Source organism: Plantibacter sp. PA-3-X8, from assembly GCF_003856975.1.
Taxonomy (GTDB): Bacteria; Actinomycetota; Actinomycetes; order Actinomycetales; family Microbacteriaceae; genus Plantibacter; species Plantibacter auratus.
In genome coordinates, this window is the sequence record NZ_CP033107.1 from 3,519,309 (window position 1) to 3,539,852 (window position 20,544).

At 71.2% G+C, this 20,544-nt stretch carries 17 protein-coding genes; 8 read left to right on the forward strand and 9 right to left on the reverse strand.

Annotated features, from left to right (window positions below):
- Nucleotides 1–56 precede the first annotated feature (56 nt).
- The 3 genes from EAO79_RS16565 to mtrA are packed head-to-tail and all read right to left on the reverse strand — an operon-like array spanning nucleotide 57 to nucleotide 4,164.
- Nucleotides 57–1,790, reverse strand: coding sequence for an LpqB family beta-propeller domain-containing protein (locus EAO79_RS16565; RefSeq protein WP_164486963.1), 1,734 nt, complete (start codon nucleotides 1,788–1,790; stop codon nucleotides 57–59).
- On the reverse strand, nucleotides 1,783–3,474 hold the full coding sequence (mtrB, locus tag EAO79_RS16570) for an MtrAB system histidine kinase MtrB (RefSeq protein WP_124769640.1): 1,692 nt from the start codon (nucleotides 3,472–3,474) through the stop codon (nucleotides 1,783–1,785). Before mtrB ends, EAO79_RS16565 begins: the two co-directional genes overlap by 8 nt.
- A 6-nt stretch (nucleotides 3,475–3,480) precedes the next feature.
- Entirely contained in the window at nucleotides 3,481–4,164 is a 684-nt protein-coding gene (gene mtrA, locus EAO79_RS16575) for an MtrAB system response regulator MtrA (RefSeq protein ID WP_124769641.1), read from the reverse strand.
- A 163-nt stretch (nucleotides 4,165–4,327) separates the two neighbouring features.
- On the opposite strand from mtrA, the gene EAO79_RS16580 reads away from it, so the two are divergent.
- The 5 genes from EAO79_RS16580 to EAO79_RS16600 are packed head-to-tail and all read left to right on the forward strand — an operon-like array spanning nucleotide 4,328 to nucleotide 9,997.
- A complete protein-coding gene (locus EAO79_RS16580) occupies nucleotides 4,328–5,824 on the forward strand; it encodes a hypothetical protein (RefSeq protein ID WP_124769642.1) in 1,497 nt (498 codons plus the stop codon).
- On the forward strand, nucleotides 5,821–6,489 hold the full coding sequence (locus EAO79_RS16585; protein WP_124769643.1) for a DUF4129 domain-containing protein: 669 nt from the start codon (nucleotides 5,821–5,823) through the stop codon (nucleotides 6,487–6,489). The genes EAO79_RS16580 and EAO79_RS16585 overlap by 4 nt, the downstream gene beginning before the upstream one ends.
- Nucleotides 6,486–7,703: a DUF4350 domain-containing protein gene (locus EAO79_RS16590; protein ID WP_124769644.1), complete on the forward strand. Its 1,218-nt coding sequence runs from the start codon at nucleotides 6,486–6,488 to the stop codon at nucleotides 7,701–7,703. Before EAO79_RS16585 ends, EAO79_RS16590 begins: the two co-directional genes overlap by 4 nt.
- Nucleotides 7,700–8,689 (forward strand): MoxR family ATPase, encoded by a 990-nt coding sequence (locus EAO79_RS16595; protein ID WP_124769645.1) that lies wholly within the window; start codon nucleotides 7,700–7,702, stop codon nucleotides 8,687–8,689. Before EAO79_RS16590 ends, EAO79_RS16595 begins: the two co-directional genes overlap by 4 nt.
- Nucleotides 8,690–9,997 (forward strand): DUF58 domain-containing protein, encoded by a 1,308-nt coding sequence (locus tag EAO79_RS16600; protein WP_124769646.1) that lies wholly within the window; start codon nucleotides 8,690–8,692, stop codon nucleotides 9,995–9,997. It begins immediately after the preceding gene.
- 60 nt (nucleotides 9,998–10,057) lie between these two features.
- Here the strand turns inward: EAO79_RS16600 and EAO79_RS16605 are convergent, their stop codons facing one another.
- Nucleotides 10,058–10,924, reverse strand: coding sequence for a LysR family substrate-binding domain-containing protein (locus tag EAO79_RS16605; RefSeq protein WP_124769647.1), 867 nt, complete (start codon nucleotides 10,922–10,924; stop codon nucleotides 10,058–10,060).
- Nucleotides 10,925–11,022: 98 nt separating this feature from the next.
- On the opposite strand from EAO79_RS16605, the gene EAO79_RS16610 reads away from it, so the two are divergent.
- Nucleotides 11,023–11,418, forward strand: a complete 396-nt coding sequence (locus EAO79_RS16610) for a DUF5997 family protein (protein ID WP_056012681.1) — start codon at nucleotides 11,023–11,025, stop codon at nucleotides 11,416–11,418.
- Nucleotides 11,419–11,421: 3 nt separating this feature from the next.
- Here the strand turns inward: EAO79_RS16610 and EAO79_RS16615 are convergent, their stop codons facing one another.
- Entirely contained in the window at nucleotides 11,422–12,417 is a 996-nt protein-coding gene (locus EAO79_RS16615; RefSeq protein ID WP_079707261.1) for a stage II sporulation protein M, read from the reverse strand.
- A gap of 67 nt (nucleotides 12,418–12,484) precedes the next feature.
- Between EAO79_RS16615 and EAO79_RS16620 the strand changes: the two genes are divergently transcribed.
- A complete protein-coding gene (locus EAO79_RS16620) occupies nucleotides 12,485–13,345 on the forward strand; it encodes an RDD family protein (protein WP_085513390.1) in 861 nt (286 codons plus the stop codon).
- A gap of 22 nt (nucleotides 13,346–13,367) precedes the next feature.
- Here EAO79_RS16620 and ahcY read toward each other — a convergent pair whose 3' ends face one another.
- Together ahcY and EAO79_RS16630 are read right to left on the reverse strand one after the other, a co-directional pair.
- The gene (gene ahcY / locus EAO79_RS16625) at nucleotides 13,368–14,858 is read right to left on the reverse strand and encodes an adenosylhomocysteinase (protein WP_124769648.1); all 1,491 of its coding nucleotides are present in this window, start codon (nucleotides 14,856–14,858) and stop codon (nucleotides 13,368–13,370) included.
- A gap of 82 nt (nucleotides 14,859–14,940) precedes the next feature.
- A complete protein-coding gene (locus tag EAO79_RS16630) occupies nucleotides 14,941–15,150 on the reverse strand; it encodes a DUF3499 family protein (protein WP_369808449.1) in 210 nt (69 codons plus the stop codon).
- A gap of 107 nt (nucleotides 15,151–15,257) precedes the next feature.
- Between EAO79_RS16630 and EAO79_RS16635 the strand changes: the two genes are divergently transcribed.
- Complete coding sequence (locus EAO79_RS16635) at nucleotides 15,258–15,695, forward strand: metallopeptidase family protein (RefSeq protein WP_064295223.1); 438 nt, start codon at nucleotides 15,258–15,260, stop codon at nucleotides 15,693–15,695.
- 16 nt (nucleotides 15,696–15,711) lie between these two features.
- Here the strand turns inward: EAO79_RS16635 and EAO79_RS16640 are convergent, their stop codons facing one another.
- Nucleotides 15,712–17,145 (reverse strand): DUF5719 family protein, encoded by a 1,434-nt coding sequence (locus EAO79_RS16640; RefSeq protein ID WP_124769649.1) that lies wholly within the window; start codon nucleotides 17,143–17,145, stop codon nucleotides 15,712–15,714.
- Nucleotides 17,135–20,473, reverse strand: coding sequence for a glycosyltransferase (locus EAO79_RS16645; protein ID WP_124769650.1), 3,339 nt, complete (start codon nucleotides 20,471–20,473; stop codon nucleotides 17,135–17,137). The genes EAO79_RS16640 and EAO79_RS16645 overlap by 11 nt, the downstream gene beginning before the upstream one ends.
- Between the last annotated feature and the right edge of the window lie 71 nt (nucleotides 20,474–20,544).

A 20,544-nucleotide genomic window follows, 5' to 3' on the forward strand; every position in this document is an offset into this window, starting at 1 on the left:
ATCGTCCGAGACGCAGACGGCTTCGGCACTCCGAACGCGCTGTGGAGCGCATTCACTCAGTCGGGCGACCCCAGCTGGGTCGCGATGAACCGGACGTCGCTGCCCGCCTCCTGCCAGCTCGACCCACGGGGCAACAGCAGCCGACCGTCACTCGTGAGGGCCCGCAGTTGCGTCGGTCCGTTGCCCCCGACCAGGTTCGTGACGTCCGCGAGCTTCGGTACGGGCGCGGAGCGGCCGCCGATCTGTTGCGTGACGATCGTCGTCCCGTCACCGCCGCCCAGCAGGACGGCGACGGTGATGTCGTCTACCCAGGTGACGGTCGTCGCCTCCGTGGACATGACGCGGAGCTCGACGGGATCGCCGAGTCGCAACGGCGCGTTCCGGTCACCGCGGATGATCGCGGCGGCCACGAGCCGCGACTGCGTCCCGTCCCGGAGCAGCGCGACGAGGCGAGTACCCTCCCGGGACACCTGGATCGAATCGATCGTGGACGCGCCGGTCCAACTCGTCGCGACCTGCACCGTGCCACCCGCGGCGTCGTGCGCGAGCAGCGCGGACGGCGCCGCCGCCGGCACGGTCCAGGTGAAGCCGAACGGGTCCATCGTCGGCGGAAGGAGTCCCGGGCGGTTGTCGACGAGCCGGATGTCGCCGTCGGCCTGGATCACCGTGACACCGGCGGCGGAACGGACCGCGGCCTGGTCATGGTCGGCGGACAACACGGCCGCGTCGGCCCCGGCCGCCACGACCGCCGTCGAGATCCCCGGCACGGCCTCGAGCCGGTTCCCCGAGGCGAAGCCGAACTCGTCCGCGCGCTGGACGAGTGCCCGGGGGTCGACCCGCGGTGCGGCGAGCGACAGCGGCGAGACCGTCTGCGTGGAATTGCCGACGACGGTGATCGCGACGTTCGAGACGGCGGCCACCCCGCCGACGCTGCCGGACAGCTGCACGAGGCTGCTGCTCAGCTGGAGCTGCATCCGCTGGAGGGTGACCGCGTCCGCTTGCAGGGCCGGTTTGGTCAGGTCCACGCGCGCGGTCCCGGCCTCGACCGGAACGGCGTCGCTCGTGAGCGAGGTCCCCTCGGGGAACGCCGTCGCCACCGCGCCCTTCAGCCACTCCGCCGGTCCGTCGAGCAGCGCCCCCACGATCCTCGTCGCGGTCGACGCCCGCGAGGGGAACCAACGTTGGTCGGGGACGAGTCGGGTGAAACTCGGGTCGAAGTAGCTCAGTGAGTAGGCCGCGAAGACGTCGGCGAAGGTCGATGACTCGAGGACGATGCCCGGCGGAGCGGCCGCGATCCGCCACTCCCCCCGCACCTGCTCGAAGGAGTAGGTCCAGCTCAGTGGCGACGAGTTCCCCGATTCGCGGTACTCACCCCGGTCGTCGACCGCCGCGACGGGGCTGACGGTGAGTTGCACCGTGTCGGCGACCGGGGCGAACGTGCGGCCGCCCTGGTCGATGGTCACTCCGGCGTCGGGATCCCAGTCGGACCGGAGCGCGGGTGCGAGGAACTCGCGCGCGATCTCGTAGTTGTTCTGCGGGCTCGCGGCGGCGTCGATGAAGCCCCGGAGGATCTGCTCCGGCGTCGCCCCCTCGGCGGGACCCGGCGCGATGAAGTTGACGTCGACGTCGCCGCCGTCCCCCTCGACCGTTCCGCCGTCCTGCACGGAACCGCCCCGCGGGATGCCCACGCAGGCGCTGAGCACCACCACGAGGAGCATCGGCAGCGCCGCCGCAGCGATCCGACGTACTGCGGATCGTCGTCTCGGCGATCGTGCGGGGACGTCAACCACGAGCATCCTCCTTGTCGTCGTCCGCCGATCGCACGGTCGGGAGTGAGCGGGTCGTCGGCGCGGTGAGCTCGTCGACGATGGACTCGATCGCATCGTCGGGCGGCAGGCTGATGGGCGAGCGGACGATCTCCGTCCCGGGTTCGCGTGGGATGGTGAGGCGGAAGGACGAGCCGGCGGCGGGCTCCGACCAGACCTCCAGCCACCCCTCGTGCAGGACCGCGTCCTCGAGGGATATCGCGAGTCCGAGCCCGGTGCCGCCGATGGTGCGCTTGCGGGACGGGTCCGCGCGCCAGAAGCGGTCGAACACGCGCTCGGTGGCCTCACGCGTCATGCCCTGGCCGTAGTCGCGTACCGCGATCGCGACCGAGGACTCGTTGCTGTCCACCGACACCACGATCGGTTTGCCCTCGCCGTGCTCGATGGCGTTGCCGACGAGGTTGCGCACGATCCGCCGGATGCGCCGCGGGTCCATCGGGACCGCCGAGTAGCCACCCGGTGCGACGATCCGGAGATCCGAACCGGTCGGCTCCGCGAGCGGGCGGAGCTCCTCCACGACCTCCTCCGCGAGATGGACGAGACTCGTCGGTTCCAGTTCGAGTTCGATGCTGCCGGCGTCGTAGCGGCTGATCTCCAGCAGGTCGGCCAGCAGGATCTCGAACCGCCCGACCTGGTCGTGGAGGAGCTCGGCCGTCCGCTCGGTGGCCGGTGGGAAGGAGTCGCGCTGGTCGTAGAGCACGTCGCCGGCCAGGCGGATGGTCGTCAGGGGCGTGCGCAGCTCGTGCGAGACGTCCGACACGAACCGCTGCTGCACGAGCGAGAGCTCCGCGAGTTCCTTGATCTGCTTCTGCATGCTGGCGGCCATCCCGTTGAAGGAGCGGGCGAGGATGGCGAGCTCGTCCTCGCCCTTCTCGGGCATCCGCACGTCCAGGTCGCCGCCGGCCAGACGTTGACTCGTCTCGGCTGCGAACCGGATCGGTGTCGCCACGAAGCGGACGATGAACCACGCGGCACCACCGACGAGGATCATGAGGCCGACGCCCGCGAGGAAGAGCGTCCGTTGGACGAAGCCGAGCGTCTGCTCCGAGTCGCTCAGGTCGAAGCCCAGATAGATCTCGTATGACCCCGCGGTCGGCATCGACACCATGGAACCGACGACGATGCCGGCGGTGGTCGAGCCGTCGGCGGATGTGAGGGTCACCGACTGCCACTGGAGGGTGTCCGGGTCGGCCCGGACCGCCTCACTGAGCGCGTCCGAGATGACACCCCCTCCCAGCCCCGGCGACTCGAAGCCCGGAGGCGTGACCTGGCTGGGGTCCTGCCCGGGAGCCCGGTAGGCGGCGATGAGGCTGCTGCCGGAGGTCGTCTGGAGATCGGTCCGCACGGTCCCCATGAGCTGCTGGAGGGCGACGCGCTCGCTGGCGTCCGACGCGTCGAGGATGCTCTGCGCGGACGCGATGGCACGACCGGAGCCGCCGAGCGCCTGCTGCAGTCGGGATTGGAAGAGATCGTTGCCGATGCTGAACGAGAGGTAGGCACCGGTCAGGAGGATGGCGAGTCCCGAGAGGCCGACCGTGATGGCGACCGTCCGGAACTGCAGCGAGCGCCGCCACTGCGAGCGCACCTGCTGCGGCCACCTCCGCCACAGCCGCCAGTCGGCCGCCCAGCCGGCGAGTCGGGAGGCCATGTCGGATCAGCCGGTGACCGCGCCGGCGCGGTATCCGACGCCACGCACCGTCATGACGATCTTCGGGTTGTCGGGGTCTTCCTCGACCTTCGCGCGGAGCCGCTGCACGTGGACGTTCACGAGTCGGGTGTCGGCCTTGTAGTGGTATCCCCAGACCTGTTCGAGCAGCATCTCGCGGGTGAACACCTGCTGGGGTTTGCTCGCCAGTGCGAGGAGGAGGTCGAACTCCAGCGGCGTGAGCCCGATGACCCCGTCGGCGCGACGGACCTCGTGGCCCGCGACGTCCACGGTGAGGTCGCCGATGCGGAGGGTCTCCGCGAGGTCGGCGGCCGGCGCGCGCAGCCGCGTGCGGATCCGGGCGACGAGCTCCTTCGGGTTGAACGGCTTCACCATGTAGTCGTCGGCGCCGGGCTCGAGCCCCTTCACCACGTCCGCGGTGTCGGACTTCGCGGTCAGCATGATGACCGGGACACCGGACTCCTGACGGATCAGGCGGCACACCTCGATCCCGTCGATCCCCGGGAGCATGAGGTCGAGGAGGACGAGGTCGGGCTTGGTGTCGCGGAACGCCTGGAGCGCGCCGCCCCCGTCCGCGCAGAACGACGGCTCGAAGCCCTCGGTGCGCAGCACGATGCCGATCATCTCGGCGAGTGCGGTGTCGTCGTCGACGACGAGAATGCGTGCGTTCATAGCTCCGTCTCGGGTGTGACCGGCCGGCCGCGCTGCCTGACCGGTGTCCTTACGTCTCGCCTCAGCGTAGTCGAAGTGTCCAGGGGAACCGCCGAACCGCCGGTCGCGGGCAGGCTCGGTGTGACAACATGGAGGGGTTCGAGACGGCGAGGGGGTGTTGCTGATGGACACGGAACAGCGAGCCGGGGGCGAGATGGGCGATCAGGATCCGAACCCGTGGGCGACCCCGCAGGGGCCACGACAGCCGGTGGCGCCGGAGCAGGCGACACCGCAGCCGCTGCCACTGCATCAGGGGCATCCACAGCAGCCCGGCTATCCGCCGCCGCCGCAGGGAGCCCCACAGCAGCCCGGGTACCCGCCGCAGCAGGGATACCAGCAGCAGCCCGGGTACCCGCCGCAGCAGGGACACCCGCAACAGCCCGCGTATCCGGCGCAGGCGGCGTACCCACAGCCGGGATACGGCCAGCAGCCGTACCCGCAGCAGGTCCAGCCCCGGTACACCCAGCCCTACCCCCAGGCTCAGCAGCCCGGGTACGGGACCCCTCCCTCGGCTCCGACCGCCGCCTACGACGCGAACCCGTACGCGACCGGCGCGTCCTGGGCCCCGGGTCCCCAGCAGGGATGGGCACCACCGCCGAAGCCGGGGCTCATCCCGCTCCGGCCACTGTCCTTCAGCGACCTGTTCGGCGCCCCCTTCCTTGTCCTGCGACGCAACCCGAAGGCCACGTTCGGCAGCGCCCTCCTGCTGCAGGGTCTCACCGCCGTCCTCTCCCTCGTCATCGTCGGCGTCGTCACCTGGCTCTCGTTGAGCCGGCTGTCGCAGGCGGCCCCTGGCGAGGAGGACGCCATCAGCGCCGGGGCGATCACGGCCATCATCCTGTCCTTCCTCATCCCGGTGGCGGTCTCGATCGCCGGCAGCGCGATCCTGCAGGGGATCATCGCGCAAGAGGTCGCTCGCGGCACCCTCGGCGAGAAATTGCCGCTCGGCGTGCTCTGGCGGCGCACGAAGGCGCGGTTCCTGCCGCTCATCGGCTACACCTTCCTCCTGATCGGTGTCGTGACGGTGTTCATCGCCGTCGCGGTTGGCCTCGGATTCGTGCTGACCGGTCTCGGCGGGACCGCGGGCGTGGCCCTGACGGTGGTCATGGGCATCGGCGCACTGCTCGTCCTGATCGCCGCTTCCGTGTGGCTCGGGACGAAGTTCTCCCTCACACCGAGCATCATCGTCCTCGAGAACGGCAAGGTCTTCGCCTCGCTCGCTCGCTCCTGGCGCCTGACCGACGGCTATTTCTGGCGGACCTTCGGCGTCCAGTTCCTCGTCTCCTCGGTCGTCAGTGTCGCGTCGCAGGTCGTCGCGACCCCGATCAGCCTGCTCGCCAGTCTCGTCCCCGTGCTGTTCGTCGGGGTGGACTCGGAGGCGACCATGATCGTCGCCACCATCGCCGCGCAGGGCCTCTCCCTGCTCGTCTCCGTCATCATCGGTGCGATCACGGTCGTCGTCATCAGTGCCACGTCGGCGGTCATCTATGTGGACCTGCGGATGCGCAAGGAGGGGCTCGACCTCGACCTCGCGCGGTTCGTCGAGGCGCGCGCCGGCGGTCGCGAGACGGTCGACAACCCCTTCGACGTCGCCGCCGCCGGAGGCAAAGCGACCCGATGAGCCCACTGTTCCTCGCGTCGCGCCTCGACGTCCCGCTCGTCCCTGACGCACCGGGCGCCCGGGACCTCCTGCAGCGTGAGCTGTCGAAGCCCGAGTACCAGACAGCGCAACCGACGTTGTGGGACATCGTCTCGAAGGCGTTCTGGGACTGGGTGAACTCCCTCCGGGTGCCGGGTGAGGGCCCTTTCACTGGCCTGTTCCCGATCATCGCGATGACCGTGGTCGTCGTCGGAATCGTCATCGCGTTCATCGTGTGGGGCGTCCCCCGCCTCAACCGACGGAGCGCCCGTCAGCTCGACCTCTTCGGCGAACGCGACGATCGGACCGCCGATCGGTTGCGCCAGGACGCGAGGACCGCCGCCGCGGCCGGCGACTGGACTCTCGCGCTCCAGGAGCTGTACCGGGCGATCGCTCGCGGACTGTCCGAGCGGACGATCGTCGTGGTCACCCCCGGCACGACGGCGCACGGTTTCGCCGCCCGGGCGGCGGCCGCGTTCCCGCAGGACGGGCGGGCGCTCGCGGAGGCCGCGGACGTCTTCGACGCCGTCCGCTACCTCGAGGCGACGGGCACCGAGGCACAGTACCGTGAGCTCGAAGCGCTCGACGCCCGGCTCTCCGCCGCCGCGCCGCAGCTGCTCGCCGACCCCGAGGAGCTGGTCCGGTGACGCTCACGACGAAGCCCATGGTGCAGCGGGAGCCCGAGCCCGACGTCGCCACGCCTCGGCTGCGAACCCGGCTGCGGCGGAACCGGTTCTGGATCGTCGCGGCGGTCTTCGCGGTCGGGATCGCCCTCGTGCTCATGTTCGCCACGCGAGGCGCATCGATCGACGCGGCGCTGCTCAGCCCCGGAAACCAGACCCCGAACGGCGGCCGCGCGCTCGCGCAGGTGCTCCGCCAGGAGGGCGTCACCGTGACGGAGACCACCACGCTCGACGCGACACTCGAGGCGGTCGAGGACACCGACAGCACCGTCCTCCTGTTCGATCCCAGCGGACTGCTCGACGCCTCGCAGCTCGAGCGGTTGGGCGACGCCGACGCCGGACTCGTCGTCGTCACCCCGCGAGCCGCGGCGCTCCGCACCCTGTTCCCCGGCGTCTCGTTCGCGGGCAGCTCGGATGCCACCGACGTCCTGTCGTCCGACTGCGGCGACCCCACCGCCGAGCGGGCCGGGACGGTCACCGGTGGCTGGACGCTGTACACGACCACCGACGCTGACGCCGACGGCTGCTTCACGGCCGACAGCGGCGGGAGCGCGGTCGTGACGCAGGCGGACGGCGCACGGGTGCTGCTCGGCTCGGCCGACGCCCTGACGAACGATGTCATCGACCGGGCGGGGAACGCCGCCCTGGCGCTCGGCCTGCTCGGCTCCACCGAGCAGTTGGTCTGGTACCTGCCGAGCCTCGCCGACGTGCCGGTCACCGGTCCCCCGAGCCTCGACGAGCTGACGCCGAGCTGGGTCGCCGGAGTCACCGGCACCGTCGTCGTCACGGCGATCCTGGCCATGTTCTGGCGCGGGCGACGCTTCGGCCCGCTCGTCATCGAGGACCTGCCCGTCGCGGTCCGCGCGAGCGAGACGATGGAGGGGCGCGCACGCCTCTACCAGCGGTCCGGCAACCGTCAGCGGGCGCTCGACGCGCTGCGGATCGGCACCGTGTCCCGCCTCGCGGTCGCCGCAGGCCTCTCCCGCCACGCCTCGGTCGTCGAGGTCGCCGACACGGTCGCCGGACTCGCCGGACTCGATCCTCGGCACGTGCGGTCCGTCCTGCTCGACGCCGTACCGACGAGCGACGCCGACCTCGTCTCCCTGTCCGATCACCTGCTCGATCTCGAAGCCGCCGTCGCGCGCGCCACGGACCTCACCGGAAGGAACCATCCATGACCGACGCCCCCGTGCCAGGATCCACCGCACCGCACCCCGACGACCTCCGGCGAGCCCTCGCCCAGGTCCGCGTCGAGGTCGGCAAGGCCGTCGTGGGTCAGGACGCCGCCGTCACCGGGCTCGTCATCGCGCTCCTCGCCAAGGGCCACGCGCTCCTCGAGGGTGTGCCCGGCGTCGCGAAGACGCTCCTCGTCCGATCGCTCAGCCACGCGCTGAGTCTGGACACGAAGCGCGTGCAGTTCACGCCCGACCTCATGCCCGGCGACGTCACCGGCTCGCTCGTCTACGACGCCAAGACCGGCGAGTTCGAGTTCCGCGAGGGCCCGGTGTTCACGAACATCCTGCTCGCCGACGAGATCAACCGCACACCCCCGAAGACCCAGTCCGCCCTGCTGGAGGCGATGGAGGAGCGCCAGGTCAGCGTCGACGGCCGTTCGCTCCCACTCCCGGACCCGTTCATCGTGGCCGCCACGCAGAACCCGATCGAGTACGAGGGCACCTACACGCTCCCGGAGGCGCAGCTCGACCGCTTCCTGCTGAAGCTCGTCCTCGACGTGCCCGAACGCGACGTCGAGGTGGAGGTGCTCCGACGGCATTCCGCCGGGTTCAGCCCGCGCGACCTCACGGCCGCGGGTGTCAGGCCGGTCATGGGCGCGGCCGATCTGCGGGCGGCGCAGCTCGAGGTCGGACGCGTGGGTGCCAGCGCCGACGTCCTCGCCTACATCGTCGACCTCGCGCGCGCCACTCGGCGCAGCCCGTCCGTCCGGCTCGGGGTCAGCCCTCGAGGGACGACCGCCCTCCTCGCGTCGGCGAAGGCCTGGGCCTGGCTGAGCGGCTACCAGTCGATCACCCCCGACCACGTGCAGACGATGGTCCTCCCGGTGTGGCGCCACCGCATGCAGCTGCGGCCCGAGGCCGAGCTCGAGGGTGTCTCGGTCGACGCGATCCTGCGTTCGATCATGCAGCAGGTGCAGGTGCCCATCTAGATGGCCGTCACCGGGAGGTTCGTCGCGCTCGTCGCGTTCGGCATCGTGCCGATCGTGGTGCTCGGCGTGCTCACGGGCGACGCAGCTCCGGCGTTCATCGCGTGGCTCGTGCTCGCCGCCGCGCTCGGAGCGCTCGACCTCGTGGTCGCCGGTTCGCCTCGGGACATCGTCCTGCAGCGGCAGCTGCCGTCCCGGGTCAGGCTCGGTGACTCGGCGACGAGCACCCTCTTCCTCACCAACCGCGGAGGTCGCCGCGTCCGGGCGCTGGTGCGCGACGCCTGGCAGCCGTCGGCCGGCGCACCCACCGGGCGGCTCCGCGTCGACCTCCCGCCCGGGGAGCGACGGAGCGTCAGCCTGGTGCTCACCCCGTTCCGTCGGGGCGAGCGACGGGTGTCCCAGGTCACGGTGCGGTCGTTCGGTCCGCTCGGTCTCCTGGCTCGACAGGGGACGCTGAACAGCGCCGGGCACCTCCGGGTCCTGCCGGCGTTCAACTCCCGGAAGCACCTCCCGAGCCGGATCGCACGCCTCCGCGAGCTCGACGGCGCGACGAGCGTCATGGTCCGCGGTCAGGGCACCGAGTTCGACTCCCTCCGCGAATACGTGCGAGGTGACGATGTCCGTTCGATCGACTGGCGTGCCACGGCACGACGCGGCGACGTCATGATCCGCACCTGGCGGCCCGAGCGCGACCGCCGGGTCGTCATCGTCACCGACACCGGCCGCACCTCCGCCGCGCGTATCGCCGACGAGCCGCGCATCGACACCGCGTTCGAAGCCGCGCTCCTCCTGGCCGCTCTCGCCACGAGAGCAGGCGACCGCATCGACTATCTCGCCTACGACCGTCGCGTGCGTGGTCGCGTCCAGGGGGCGACCGGCGCCGAACTCCTCTCCAGGATGGTCGATGCGATGGCGCTCGTCGACCCGGAACTCATCGAGACCGACTGGGACGCCGTCCCAGGCCAGGTCAGGCAGATCACGAACCAGCGCGCCCTCGTCGTCCTGCAGACCTCGATCGACGCCCCCGGGGCCGCGCGCGGGCTCCTCGCCGTCCTCCCCCAGCTCACGCAGCGCCACACGGTCGTCGTGACGAGCGTCGTCGACCCGGCGACCCTCGAGGCCACGCGCGACCGCGGCGACCGAGAGACCGTCTACCGCGCCGCTGCGGCCGAACGCGCCCTGCTGGACATCGAACGCGTGTCCGCGGCGATCAGACAGCTCGGGGCCGACGTCGTCACCGGTTCGCCGGAGACCCTGCCCCCGGCGCTCGCCGACGCCTACATCGCGCTCAAGGCCTCCGGTCGGCTCTAGCCCGATCCGTTGCCGATCGATCGGCTTCCTCCGAGCGCCGGCCGGAACCGGATCGACGGGTCAGCGGCCCTTGCGCTTCTTGCGGCGTTCCCGGGCGAGCTCCTCCTGCTTGGCCTTCCGCGCGGCGAGCTGGGCGCCTCGGCTCGTCCCGGCGGCGGTGCCCTGGGTCGAACCGGCCTTCGGCGCCTTCCGTCGTCTCGCGTCCTGCTGCGGTGCAGGAGCGGCGGCCTGCTCGGTTGGGGCGGACCGTCGCGAGCTGTTGGCCGTGCGTCCGCGCACGATGCCGATGAACTCCTCCACGGCTTCGTCCTCGCGGTCCTGCGGCCAGACCAGCACGACCGGGATCGAAGGAAGACCGACGATCGGACGGTACTCCACGTCCTTCCGCTGGTGCAGTCGCGCGACCGACTGCGGGACCACGACGATCCCGACCTCGGACGCGGCCAGTTCGACCGCTGCCTCCGGGTCGTCGGTCAACGGGGCCGCCGGGGCGTCGAACCCGAGCACGGCGGCACGTTCGGCCCACTCCAAGACGAGCGGCGTCATGATCAGCTGCTCGTCGGCGAGCGCGGCCATCCCGACCGTGTCCTCGGCTCCGAGGGCAGCGCCCTTGGCGAAGACGACGACGGGGAGCTCCTCGAACAGGGCGATCGTGTTCAGCCCGTCCTGGTCGATCGGGACCCGGGCGAGCACGACGTCCGCCGCTCCGCTGACCAGGACCGCTCGCTGCTCGTCGAGGTCCACTCGGATCAGGCGGAGTTCGTCCTCCGGACGGCGCTCGCTCCAGATGCGCGCCCACTTCCCTGGGTTCACGCCGCGCGCGTAGGCGACGGTCAGCGCCGGCGGGACGATCTCCGGCACCGTGTCGGCACCGAGCCCGTCGTCGCCGACATCGATCCCGTCGATCTGGTCGTCCCGCCTGTCCATCGAAGCCTCCACTGCTCGGCTTGCCACACTACTGCAGCTCAGTCGACGGGTGATCCGGCTGGTTGGGCGAGGACACCGCAGCGGGGTACGCTGAGCGGATGGGTGCGAGCGAACAGATCATGAAACCGGCGACCGCGGCGAAGAAGCTCGGGGTCTACCTGCCGGCGACCCCGGCGTCGTTCCAGGAGGAGCCGATCACGCGGTCGGCGTTCCTCGAACTGCAGGCGAACCCGGCGGACTGGCTCGTCGAGCTCCGCAAGAACGGACCGCACCCGCGCGACGTCGTCGCCCGCAAGCTCGGCGTGTCGACCTCCGGTCTGGCTCGCGCCGAGATCACCGAGGCGTTGACCACCGAACAGATCCAGGAGCTCCTCCGCACGCTGCCCGCCTGGCTCGTACAGGAGCGCGCCGTCCACGCCGAGGTGAACGCCGAGAACGCCCGGGTCAACGCGAGGAACGCCGAGCGCCGCGCTCGATCCGAAGCCGGCGAGTAGCCGTCAGCCGGCGACGATCCGCTTCGCGCCGGCCTCGAACTCAGCCAGGTCACCGCGCTCGCCCGAGCGGTACGCGCGGCCGCCCCACCAGCACATGTAGGTCAGGAATGCGGCGAGCGCTCCCCCGCCGATGAGCATCTTGACCGCCCACGGCCACGGTGCGGGCGTCACGAAACCCTCGACGAGCCCCGAGACGAAGAGCACGATCACCAGCCCGATGGCGATCGTGAACAGCGCTCGGCCCTCTTCGGCAAGCGCCTGGCCCCTCGTCCGAGGCCCCGGTGCCACCCAGGCCCAGAAGATGCGGAGACCCGCCGCTGCCGCGACGAACACCGCGGTGAGCTCGAGCATGCCGTGCGGAAGGATGTACTCGAAGAACACGTCGCCCTTGCCGTAGGCGAACATGACCCCCGCGGCCTGCCCGACACCCTGGGCGTTGGTGACGATGATGTACGGGACCCAGACACCGCTGATGCCGAACGCGACGCATTGCGCTGCGATCCACGCGTTGTTCGTCCACACCTGGCCGGCGAAGCTCGCAGCCGGGTTGTTGGAGTAGTAGGCGACGAAGTCATCCTCGACGTACTGCTTGAGCTGGGCGTCGGTACCGAGGTTCGCGAGGACCTGCGGGTTGCCGGCGATCCAGACGGCGTACAGGGTCGCGATGACGACCGTCGCGACCGCGACGGCGAGGGTCACCCACCGGACCCGGTAGAGCGCGGCCGGCAGCGCCAGGACGAAGAACCGCGGGACACTCGACAACACGTTCGCGCTGGCGCCGGTGAACCGGAGGCGCGCCCGCGACAGCGAGACCGAGAGGCGGTCGCCGACGAGGGTCGATCCGGCCGTCGTCTTGATCGCGGAGAGCTGGGTCGCTCCGGCCTGGTAGCGGTCGATCAGCTCATCGGCCTCCGGCCCGCTGAAGAACCGTTGCTTGCCGAGCGCGTCGAGGCGGTCCCATTCCTGGCGGTGGGCTGCGGAGTAGGCGTCGAGGTCCATCGCAGCCATGCTACGCGGTGGTGGCGCTCCATGGCCGGTCCCCCGCGCATCTGCTTGAATGGAGCACATGTCCGAACCGGCCCGGGTCCCGCTGCACGAGACGACGCTGGACGACGGCACCGAGCTGATCACCGGCGAGGCGGTCGCCCTCGACGTGCGGCCCACCGGATTCATCCTGCGCGCGGCGGGCGCCATCATCGACTACGTGGTGTCCATCCTCGTGTTCGTCGGCCTCATGCTCGCGATGTTCTCCTGGATCCTGTCCGGGGTCGCCATGGACACCGCGATGTTCACCGCCATCGTGCTCGGCCTGACGGTGCTCTGTCTCGTCGTCCTGCCGGCAGCGGTCGAGATCGCCACCCGCGGACGGTCGCTCGGCAGACTCGTGGTCGGTGCCCGCATCGTCCGGGACGACGGCGGTGCACCCGGCTTCCGGCACGCGTTCATCCGTGCCCTCACCGGGTACTTCGAGATCTACGCCACAGCTGGCGGCATCGCCGCACTCACCGGCCTGCTCAGTGCTCGCTCGAAGCGTCTGGGCGACGTGCTCGCCGGGACCTACAGCCAACGTGAGCGTCTGCCGCGGGTGGTGGAGCCCGTCGCGATGATCCCACCGCAGCTCGCCGCCTGGGCCGGCGGCGCCGACGTGGCCCGACTGCCCGATCCGCTGGCGCGGCGCGTCACCCAGTTCCTCAAGCAGGCCGGCTCACTGACCCCGGCCACGAGGACCCGATTGGCGGCCGAACTCGCGGCAGAGGTGTCCCGATTCGTGTCGCCGCTGCCGATCGCTCCCCCGGAGGCGTTCCTCGTCGGTGTCTCCGTCATCCGCCGGGAGCGCGAGTACCAGGCCCAACTCGCGGCCCGTCAGCGCCTGTCACTCCTCCAGCCGGTGCTGAGCGGTCAGCCGCACCGGTTCCCCGACCGCTGAGGCGGGGAACCGGCGGCACCGCCTAGTAGCGGTAGTGGTCGACCTTGTACGGGCCCTCGACCGGCACGCCGATGTAGTCGGCCTGCTCGCGCGTGAGCGTCGTCAGCTGCACGCCGAGCGCGTCGAGGTGCAGGCGTGCGACCTTCTCGTCGAGGTGCTTCGGCAGCACGTACACGCCGATCGGGTACTCCTCGATCCGCGTCCAGAGCTCGAGCTGTGCGAGCACCTGGTTCGTGAAGGAGTTGCTCATCACGAACGAGGGGTGCCCCGTCGCGTTCCCGAGGTTCATGAGTCGTCCCTCGCTGAGCACGAGGACGCTGCGCCCCGTGGGGAGGCGCCACTCGTGGACCTGGGGCTTGATCTCGATCTTCTCGGCGCCCTCGAGCGCCTCGAGCGAGGCCATGTCGATCTCGTTGTCGAAGTGCCCGACGTTCGAGACGATCGCGAGGTGCTTGAGCGCGAGGATGTGATCGAGGGTGACGACGTTGAAGTTGCCGGTGCACGTCACGATGATGTCGACCTGGTCGGCGACGCTCTCGAGGGTCGCGACCTGGAAGCCGTCCATCGACGCCTGGAGGGCGCAGATCGGGTCGACCTCGGACACGATGACCCGAGCGCCCTGGCCGCGGAGGGCCTCAGCTGCACCCTTGCCGACGTCGCCGTAGCCCGCGACGAAGACGACCTTGCCACCGATGAGCACGTCGGTCGCGCGGTTGAGGCCGTCCGGCAGCGAGTGCCGGATGCCGTACTTGTTGTCGAACTTGCTCTTCGTGACCGAGTCGTTCACGTTGATCGCGGGGAACAGCAGCTCACCCTGCTTCGCCAGCTCGTAGAGGCGGTGGACACCGGTGGTGGTCTCCTCGGTCACGCCGAGGATGTCGGCGGCGACCTTCGTCCAACGGTCGCTGCTGCCGGCGAGCGAACGGCGGAGCACGTCGAGGACGATGCTGTACTCGTGGCTGTCGGCGTCGGTCGTGTCGGGGACCGCTCCGGCCAGCTCGAACCGACGGCCCTGGTGGACGAGCATGCTCGCGTCGCCACCGTCGTCGAGGATGAGGTTGGGTCCGGTCCACTCGGCTCCGGCCGCGGCGGCCTCGGTCGACCAGTCGAAGATCTGCTCGGTGCACCACCAGTACTCTTCGAGCGTCTCGCCCTTCCAAGCGAAGACCGGCACGCCGGCCGGTGCCTCGACGGTCCCGTGCGGACCGACGGCGACGGCCGCTGCCGCCTCGTCCTGGGTCGAGAAGATGTTGCAGCTCGCCCAGCGCACCTGGGCACCGAGCGCGACGAGCGTCTCGATGAGCACCGCGGTCTGCACCGTCATGTGCAGCGAACCGGCGATGCGGGCACCGGCGAGCGGCTGGCTCGCGCCGAACTCCTCACGGAGGGCCATCAGGCCGGGCATCTCGTTCTCGGCGAGGCGGAGCTGGTGTCGGCCGGCCTCGGCGAGCGACAGGTCGGCCACCTTGTAGGGCAGGGTGGTCGTGGGGGCAGTCGGTGCGGAAGAACTCATGACGCCATTCTCGCAGACCGTCAGGCGTCGTGGACCTTCATGTCGGGCCCGAGATCGGCACCACGCGGTGGCGGGCCGACGGTCAGGAGCCGTAGCCGACGTCGCCGAGGACGCTGTGCTTCACGACGCTCCAGCCCTGCGGCACGCTCAGCCGTACGGCGTGGATGGAGCAGAGGTCGTAGCTGTGCGGGCTCTTCTCGATGCTCAGCGGCCCGAGGACGGCCATCGAGTCACGGTAGTCGTAGGTCAGCGTCGCCACGGGCTCGCGCGAGCAGCCGACCTTCGAACACATCCTGTCCACCATTTGCCCCAGCGTAGCCCGCGGGCGCCGGCGGCACCGTCCGGCTCGCCGGTCGAGCGGGTCTGAACCGGGCCGCCGACCACACCTAGACTGGACGCATGGCGCAGGCTGACGAGGAGACGCGAGGCGCCCTCTCGCGCCGCCGATCACGGCACGGTCGCAACGGTCGGTCGAGCGTCGTCGGACCGGACGTGCCACCGATCGACACCCGGATCGACCAGTTCGACCTGACGGTCGCCACCACCGCCGACTACCTCCGCGGAGCCTGGCCCGCCGAACTCGCCGACGTCCGGTTCGAGGTCGGCGCGATGCCGGCGCAGAACTCCGGGACGGACGGCGTCGACCGCTGGTTCGTCGACCGAGCACGCCGACGCATCATCCTGTACCGGTTGCCCATCCAGCGGATGAGCAAGCTCCACCGGAACGACGAGCTGCATCAGCGCATGATGGTGGAGAGCTGCGTGTTCCGCGCCGTCGCCGAGCTCCTCGGCAAGGACCCCTGGGACCTCGGGCCGGAACGGTACCGGTTCCTCTGACCCGAGGCCGCCGCGGTCAGCGCGGGTAGACGCTGATCGGCGCCGCCAGCGGGTTCGGCGGCGTGACCGGCAGCGACGTGAGCCGCCCCGCCGCGGCGAGACTGATCGAGGCGTGGAGGCCGTCGGCCCCGGCGAGGACGTAGCTCTGACCGGCGCCGACGCCGATGGTCACCGCCGCTCCGGCGCCGACCTTCGCCGTGGTCTCCTTGCCGTCAGCCCCCGTCAACGTGAGTTCGGCGTCGGAGCCAGACGGGTTGAAGACGTGGAGCTTCTGCCCCGGCCCGGTGGGGACCGTGAGGGCCGCGGTGTCGTCGAGTGCGGGCGTCGCTCCGAACCAGGCGAAGTCCTCGAGCGTTCCGCCGCGCGAGTTCGTCCGGGCCGCCGCGACCACCGGTCGGGTCGAGGTGACCTCCAGCGAGAACTCACCGGCCGGGAGTTCGGCCAGGGCGATCTCACCGGGAACGCCCGGCTGGATGGTCGCGTCGATGACGATCGGCTCGTCCTTCGCGTTCTCCCGGGTGGCGGTGATGACGACGTCGGCTGGCTCGGATCCCGGCGCGAACAGTCTGAGGGCCGTGGCCCGGTCGTCGACGGACGCGGTGTCGGAGCTCGCCCCTGCGGCCGCGGGGGCCGTGACGACGACGCCGGGGATCACGAGGTCGGTCGAAGGCGACGCGGTCGGCCCCTGGACCTCGACGCCACCGGGGGTCAGGACGCGGACCGTGCTCTGCTGGAGCGCGGCCACCACCTGGCCGCCCTCGCTCGTCACGTGCACGACCGGGGTCGGCTCGTTGGGTGCGAGGCCGGTGAGGGCGATCACGCGCTGCGTGCCGGTGGCGACGACGATCCCGGCGGCACCCGGAGCGTCGATCCGCCCGGCGGCACCGAAGACCTCGAGGGTCACGTTCGCGTCGACGGCCGACGGGTTGCTCAAGAGGATCAGGGTGGTACGACCGATGTCGCTCGAACCACCGACGAGCCAGCTCTCGGCCGATGCCGGCGTGCAGGCGGCGGCCGCCAGACCGGCGACCTCGGCTTCGGCGGCGATCTGCGACTGCGCGCCACTCAGGGGCGTCACCGTGCCGTCGGTCGCGCCGGGGACGGTGATCACCGTGGGTCCGCCGTCCGCCGCACCGCTCGTGTTGTCGGGTGCTGCCAACTCACTCGTCGTGGGCGTCACCCCGTTCGCTCCGAAGTCGACACTCGCCGGGCCGAAGGAGCCGGCTGCCGTGGCGGCCGTCGCGTCCTGGGCCAGGGCGAGCAGCGGCCCCGGGCACACGACCGACTGATCGCCGGCCACCGGGGTGACTCGGATGTCCTGAGGGGCGATCTCGACCGTCGGGAGGGGCAGCTGCCCAGCCGCTGCGATCGTGACCGCGGCGATCCCGATCCCGACGAGGCCGGTGACGATCCGACCGGAGGTAATGGCGACTCCGCGCTTACTGGGCATGCGGCTGCTCCGTTCCCGGGGTGTCCCGGCGGGTGGTGTCGGGATCCGGCGTCGTCTCGGTGGAGTCGCTCGGATCCGGATCGGGCACGGCGACATCGCCCGTGGCGACCGCCGGTTCGTCGGGAACCTCGTCGGCTGTGGTGTTCGTGTTCGTGTCGGCGTCGGCGTCGGCGTCTGGAGTCGACCCGGTCACGTCGCGGTCCGTGTCGACGGCGACGTCCGTGACCGACCCGGTGTCGACGGTCGATGCACGGTCGTCGACGGACTCGGCGTCATCGGCTGGTTCGGCAGTCACCGCCGCGGGCGCGGGCGCCTCGGCGGAGGCCTGACCCCGACGCCACCAGCGCGGCTTGGGCGGGCGGGTCGACGCGTCGGCGGTGTCGGCCGACTCGGATCCCTCCGCCTCGTCGTCGAGATCGGCGGTCGGTTCCTCGTCGTCATAGGTGCCGGTCGCGTCGTCGTCGATCACCGCGACCGTCGCCCCGGAGGCGGCCGCCTTACGAGCGGCACGGCCCTTCAGCTTCGCCGGCTTCCTGGATCCCGCGCGGTACCCGTCGCGGGACGCACCGTTGGGGATGCTCAGGAGCAGGGTGATGAGGAACACGACGCCCAGGCCGACACCGATGAGGGTGCCGAGCACGTTGGACGTGGGGAGCTCGGGACCGGTGCCGACGTCCGCGACGGTGCGCCAGAGCGTCCCGCTCGTCGTGTCACCGACGGCGACCAGCGCCGCGTTCGCGTCGAGCGCGCTCGCCGCACGGCCGGCGGTCTGACCCGCCGCCGTCTGCTCTTCGCCGTCGGCGACCGGCGACAGCAGCACGAAGGCGATGCCGTGCTCGACGAGGGTCTCCGTCGGGTCCAGTCCGCTCTGCGACGCGAGGTTGCCGGCGAGCTCGGCGACGACGCGGTCGTCTGAGGACACGCCGGGGGCCGTCTGGGCGATGGTGGACTGGCCGTCGAGCGTCTCCCCCTGTCCACGGATGACGACTGCGGTGATGGTCCCGTCGTCGCCGGGCGTGATGACGAGGGTGCCGAGCCGCGGATCGGTCTGTGTAGCGGCCGTCACGTAGGCGGGCAGCTGCCGCCCGGAACTCTCACGGACCACCGAGGTGCCGAGGGGCTGCGCGAGCGCGAGCGGGAGGGCGATCACCGCGGCGGCGAGGACCATGACGAGCGCCGGGGCTGCCCGGAACCGCGGGATGCGATCGAGGCCGAGGGTCGCAGCACCCACGATCCCGAGCCAGTACAGGCTGATCGCCGCGCCGGCCCAGACGGGGACGGCCGTTCCGGCGGCGGAGGCGAGGAGGAGATGCGTGGCGAACACCGCCGACACGAGTCCGAGGAACGCCGCGATCAGCAACGGGACGGCCCGTCTGGAGCCCGGAAGGAACAGGGCCAGCAGAGCGACGATCGCGAGTGGCGCGAGCAGCGCGGGTACCACGATGGCGGGAGTCGCACCCGGCAGCCCGAGCGCTGCGCCGAGCTGGCTCCATCCACCCAGGCTGCCGCCGGGGAAGCCGAGGGACAGTTGCCAGCCGGACGCCGCGGTCCCGGGCGTCGCGACGCCCGGGTCGGCGAGGAGTCCGAGCCAGTTGTCGCGATGGAGCCCCTGCTGCCAGATGAGCGGGGCGAACAGCGCGATGGCGGGGATCGGGACGAGTCCGACCCTGGCGACACCTCGACCGGCGAAGACCATCGCGACGACCCAGATGACGAGCAACGCCGGGGCGAGGGACGGCGAGCTCGCTGTGATCGCTGCGAACAGGAAGGCGCTCGTGCCGGCTGCGGCCCACGACCGGGACGCGACCACACCCGCGTAGAAGAGCCAGGGCAGCAGGACATGGACGATGACGGCCGCGGGACGGCCATCGGCGAGCGCGGTCAGGAGCGTCGGGGCGAGCGCCCAGAGCAGCGCCGCCACCGCACGAGGACCGCTGCGCTCCGTGAGCCGGGTGGCGGCGAACCAGGCGCCGAGCGCCGAGAGCGGTAGCGCGAGCAGGAAGAGCAGGACCAGGGAGAACGAAGGCTGCCAGAAGGTGATGGTCCCGAGCACCGCGAGGACCGCACTGAACGGGTCGGCGGCACCGACGAAGCCGAGACCGACGTCGCGCCACCCGAAGCCGATGTGCTGCCAGAGTTCGCCGACGGTCGCCGAGAGCGGGAGGAGTCCCCCACCGGTGAGGTACGTGGCTCCGAGGAGCGGAGCGAGGATCGCCGCTCCGATGACCGCCGTCGCGAGGACGACCCAGGCGCCTCCGCCGGAGAAGAAGCGGAGGTCGCGTTCCTCGCCGATGAAGCCGATCTGCGTCGCCTCCCGCGCGAGCGCGCGTTTGCGGCGGACCTCGTCGAGTCGCATCCGCAGGCCGGCGATGCTCGACCAGCCCAAGGTCCGGTTCTTCGCGAGCTGGCGCCGGGCACTCCCGACCTTCGTTCCGGAGAACGCGACGGCGAACGCCGCCGAGAGCTCGCCCAGCACGAGCTCGGGTTGCTTCTTCACGAAGTGGCCGATGACCCGCAGGATGGCGAGGGGCACGAGGCTGAGCCAGTGCACGGGGACCATGATCCCGGGCGCATAGACGAGACGCCGGTGGAGCTGTGCGGCGCGGGCCTGGCGATGGCGACGACGACGCGCGCCGAGCCGGTTCGACCAGGAGGGCCCGGCGATGCCTTCGCCGGCTGAGGCGACCCGCGCCGTCGGCACGACCGCGACCAGGTAGCCCGCGAGGCGGGTCCTGATGCAGAAGTCGAGGGCGTCGTCCGCCACGAGGGCCTGGTCGAAGCCGCCCAACTGGTCCCACAGCTGATGGCGCACGAGCATGCCGGCCGGACCGACCGCCATCACGTCGTTCATCGTGTCGTGCTGGGCCTGGTCGAGCTCGTCCTCGACCACCGGGACCGCCGCCCCGAGGGTGGTGATCGTCTCGCCGTAGCGACGAAGGAACGACGCGTCGTCCCAGTCGAGGATCTTCGGGCCGGCCACACCGACGGACGGCGAGACCTCGAGGGCGCCCAACAGGGCGGCGAGCGCCGTCGGCTCGGGAGCCGTGTCCTCGGAGAGCAACCAGAGCATCTGCTCGGCGTCCTCCGGCTGATCGGTGACGCGGACGCCGGCGGCCACAGCTTGCGCGAAGCTGAGGTCCTCGGTCGAGGTCACGAGCTTCATGCCGGGGACGCGACCGAGTTCCTCGATCGTCGCCTCACTCGCGCGGGTGGCGACGGCGATGATCCCGTCCGCCGGACGGGTCTGGGCACGGAGGGCGTCGAGCGTGCGTGCGAGCGGCTCTGAGCCGTCGCGCACCACGAGAATCGCCGTTACTCGGGGAGACATCGGACTCAGACTAAGCGGGTCCGGCCGGAAGAGCGGGAACCGAGCGGGCGCGCCCCGAATCGGGGGTGTTC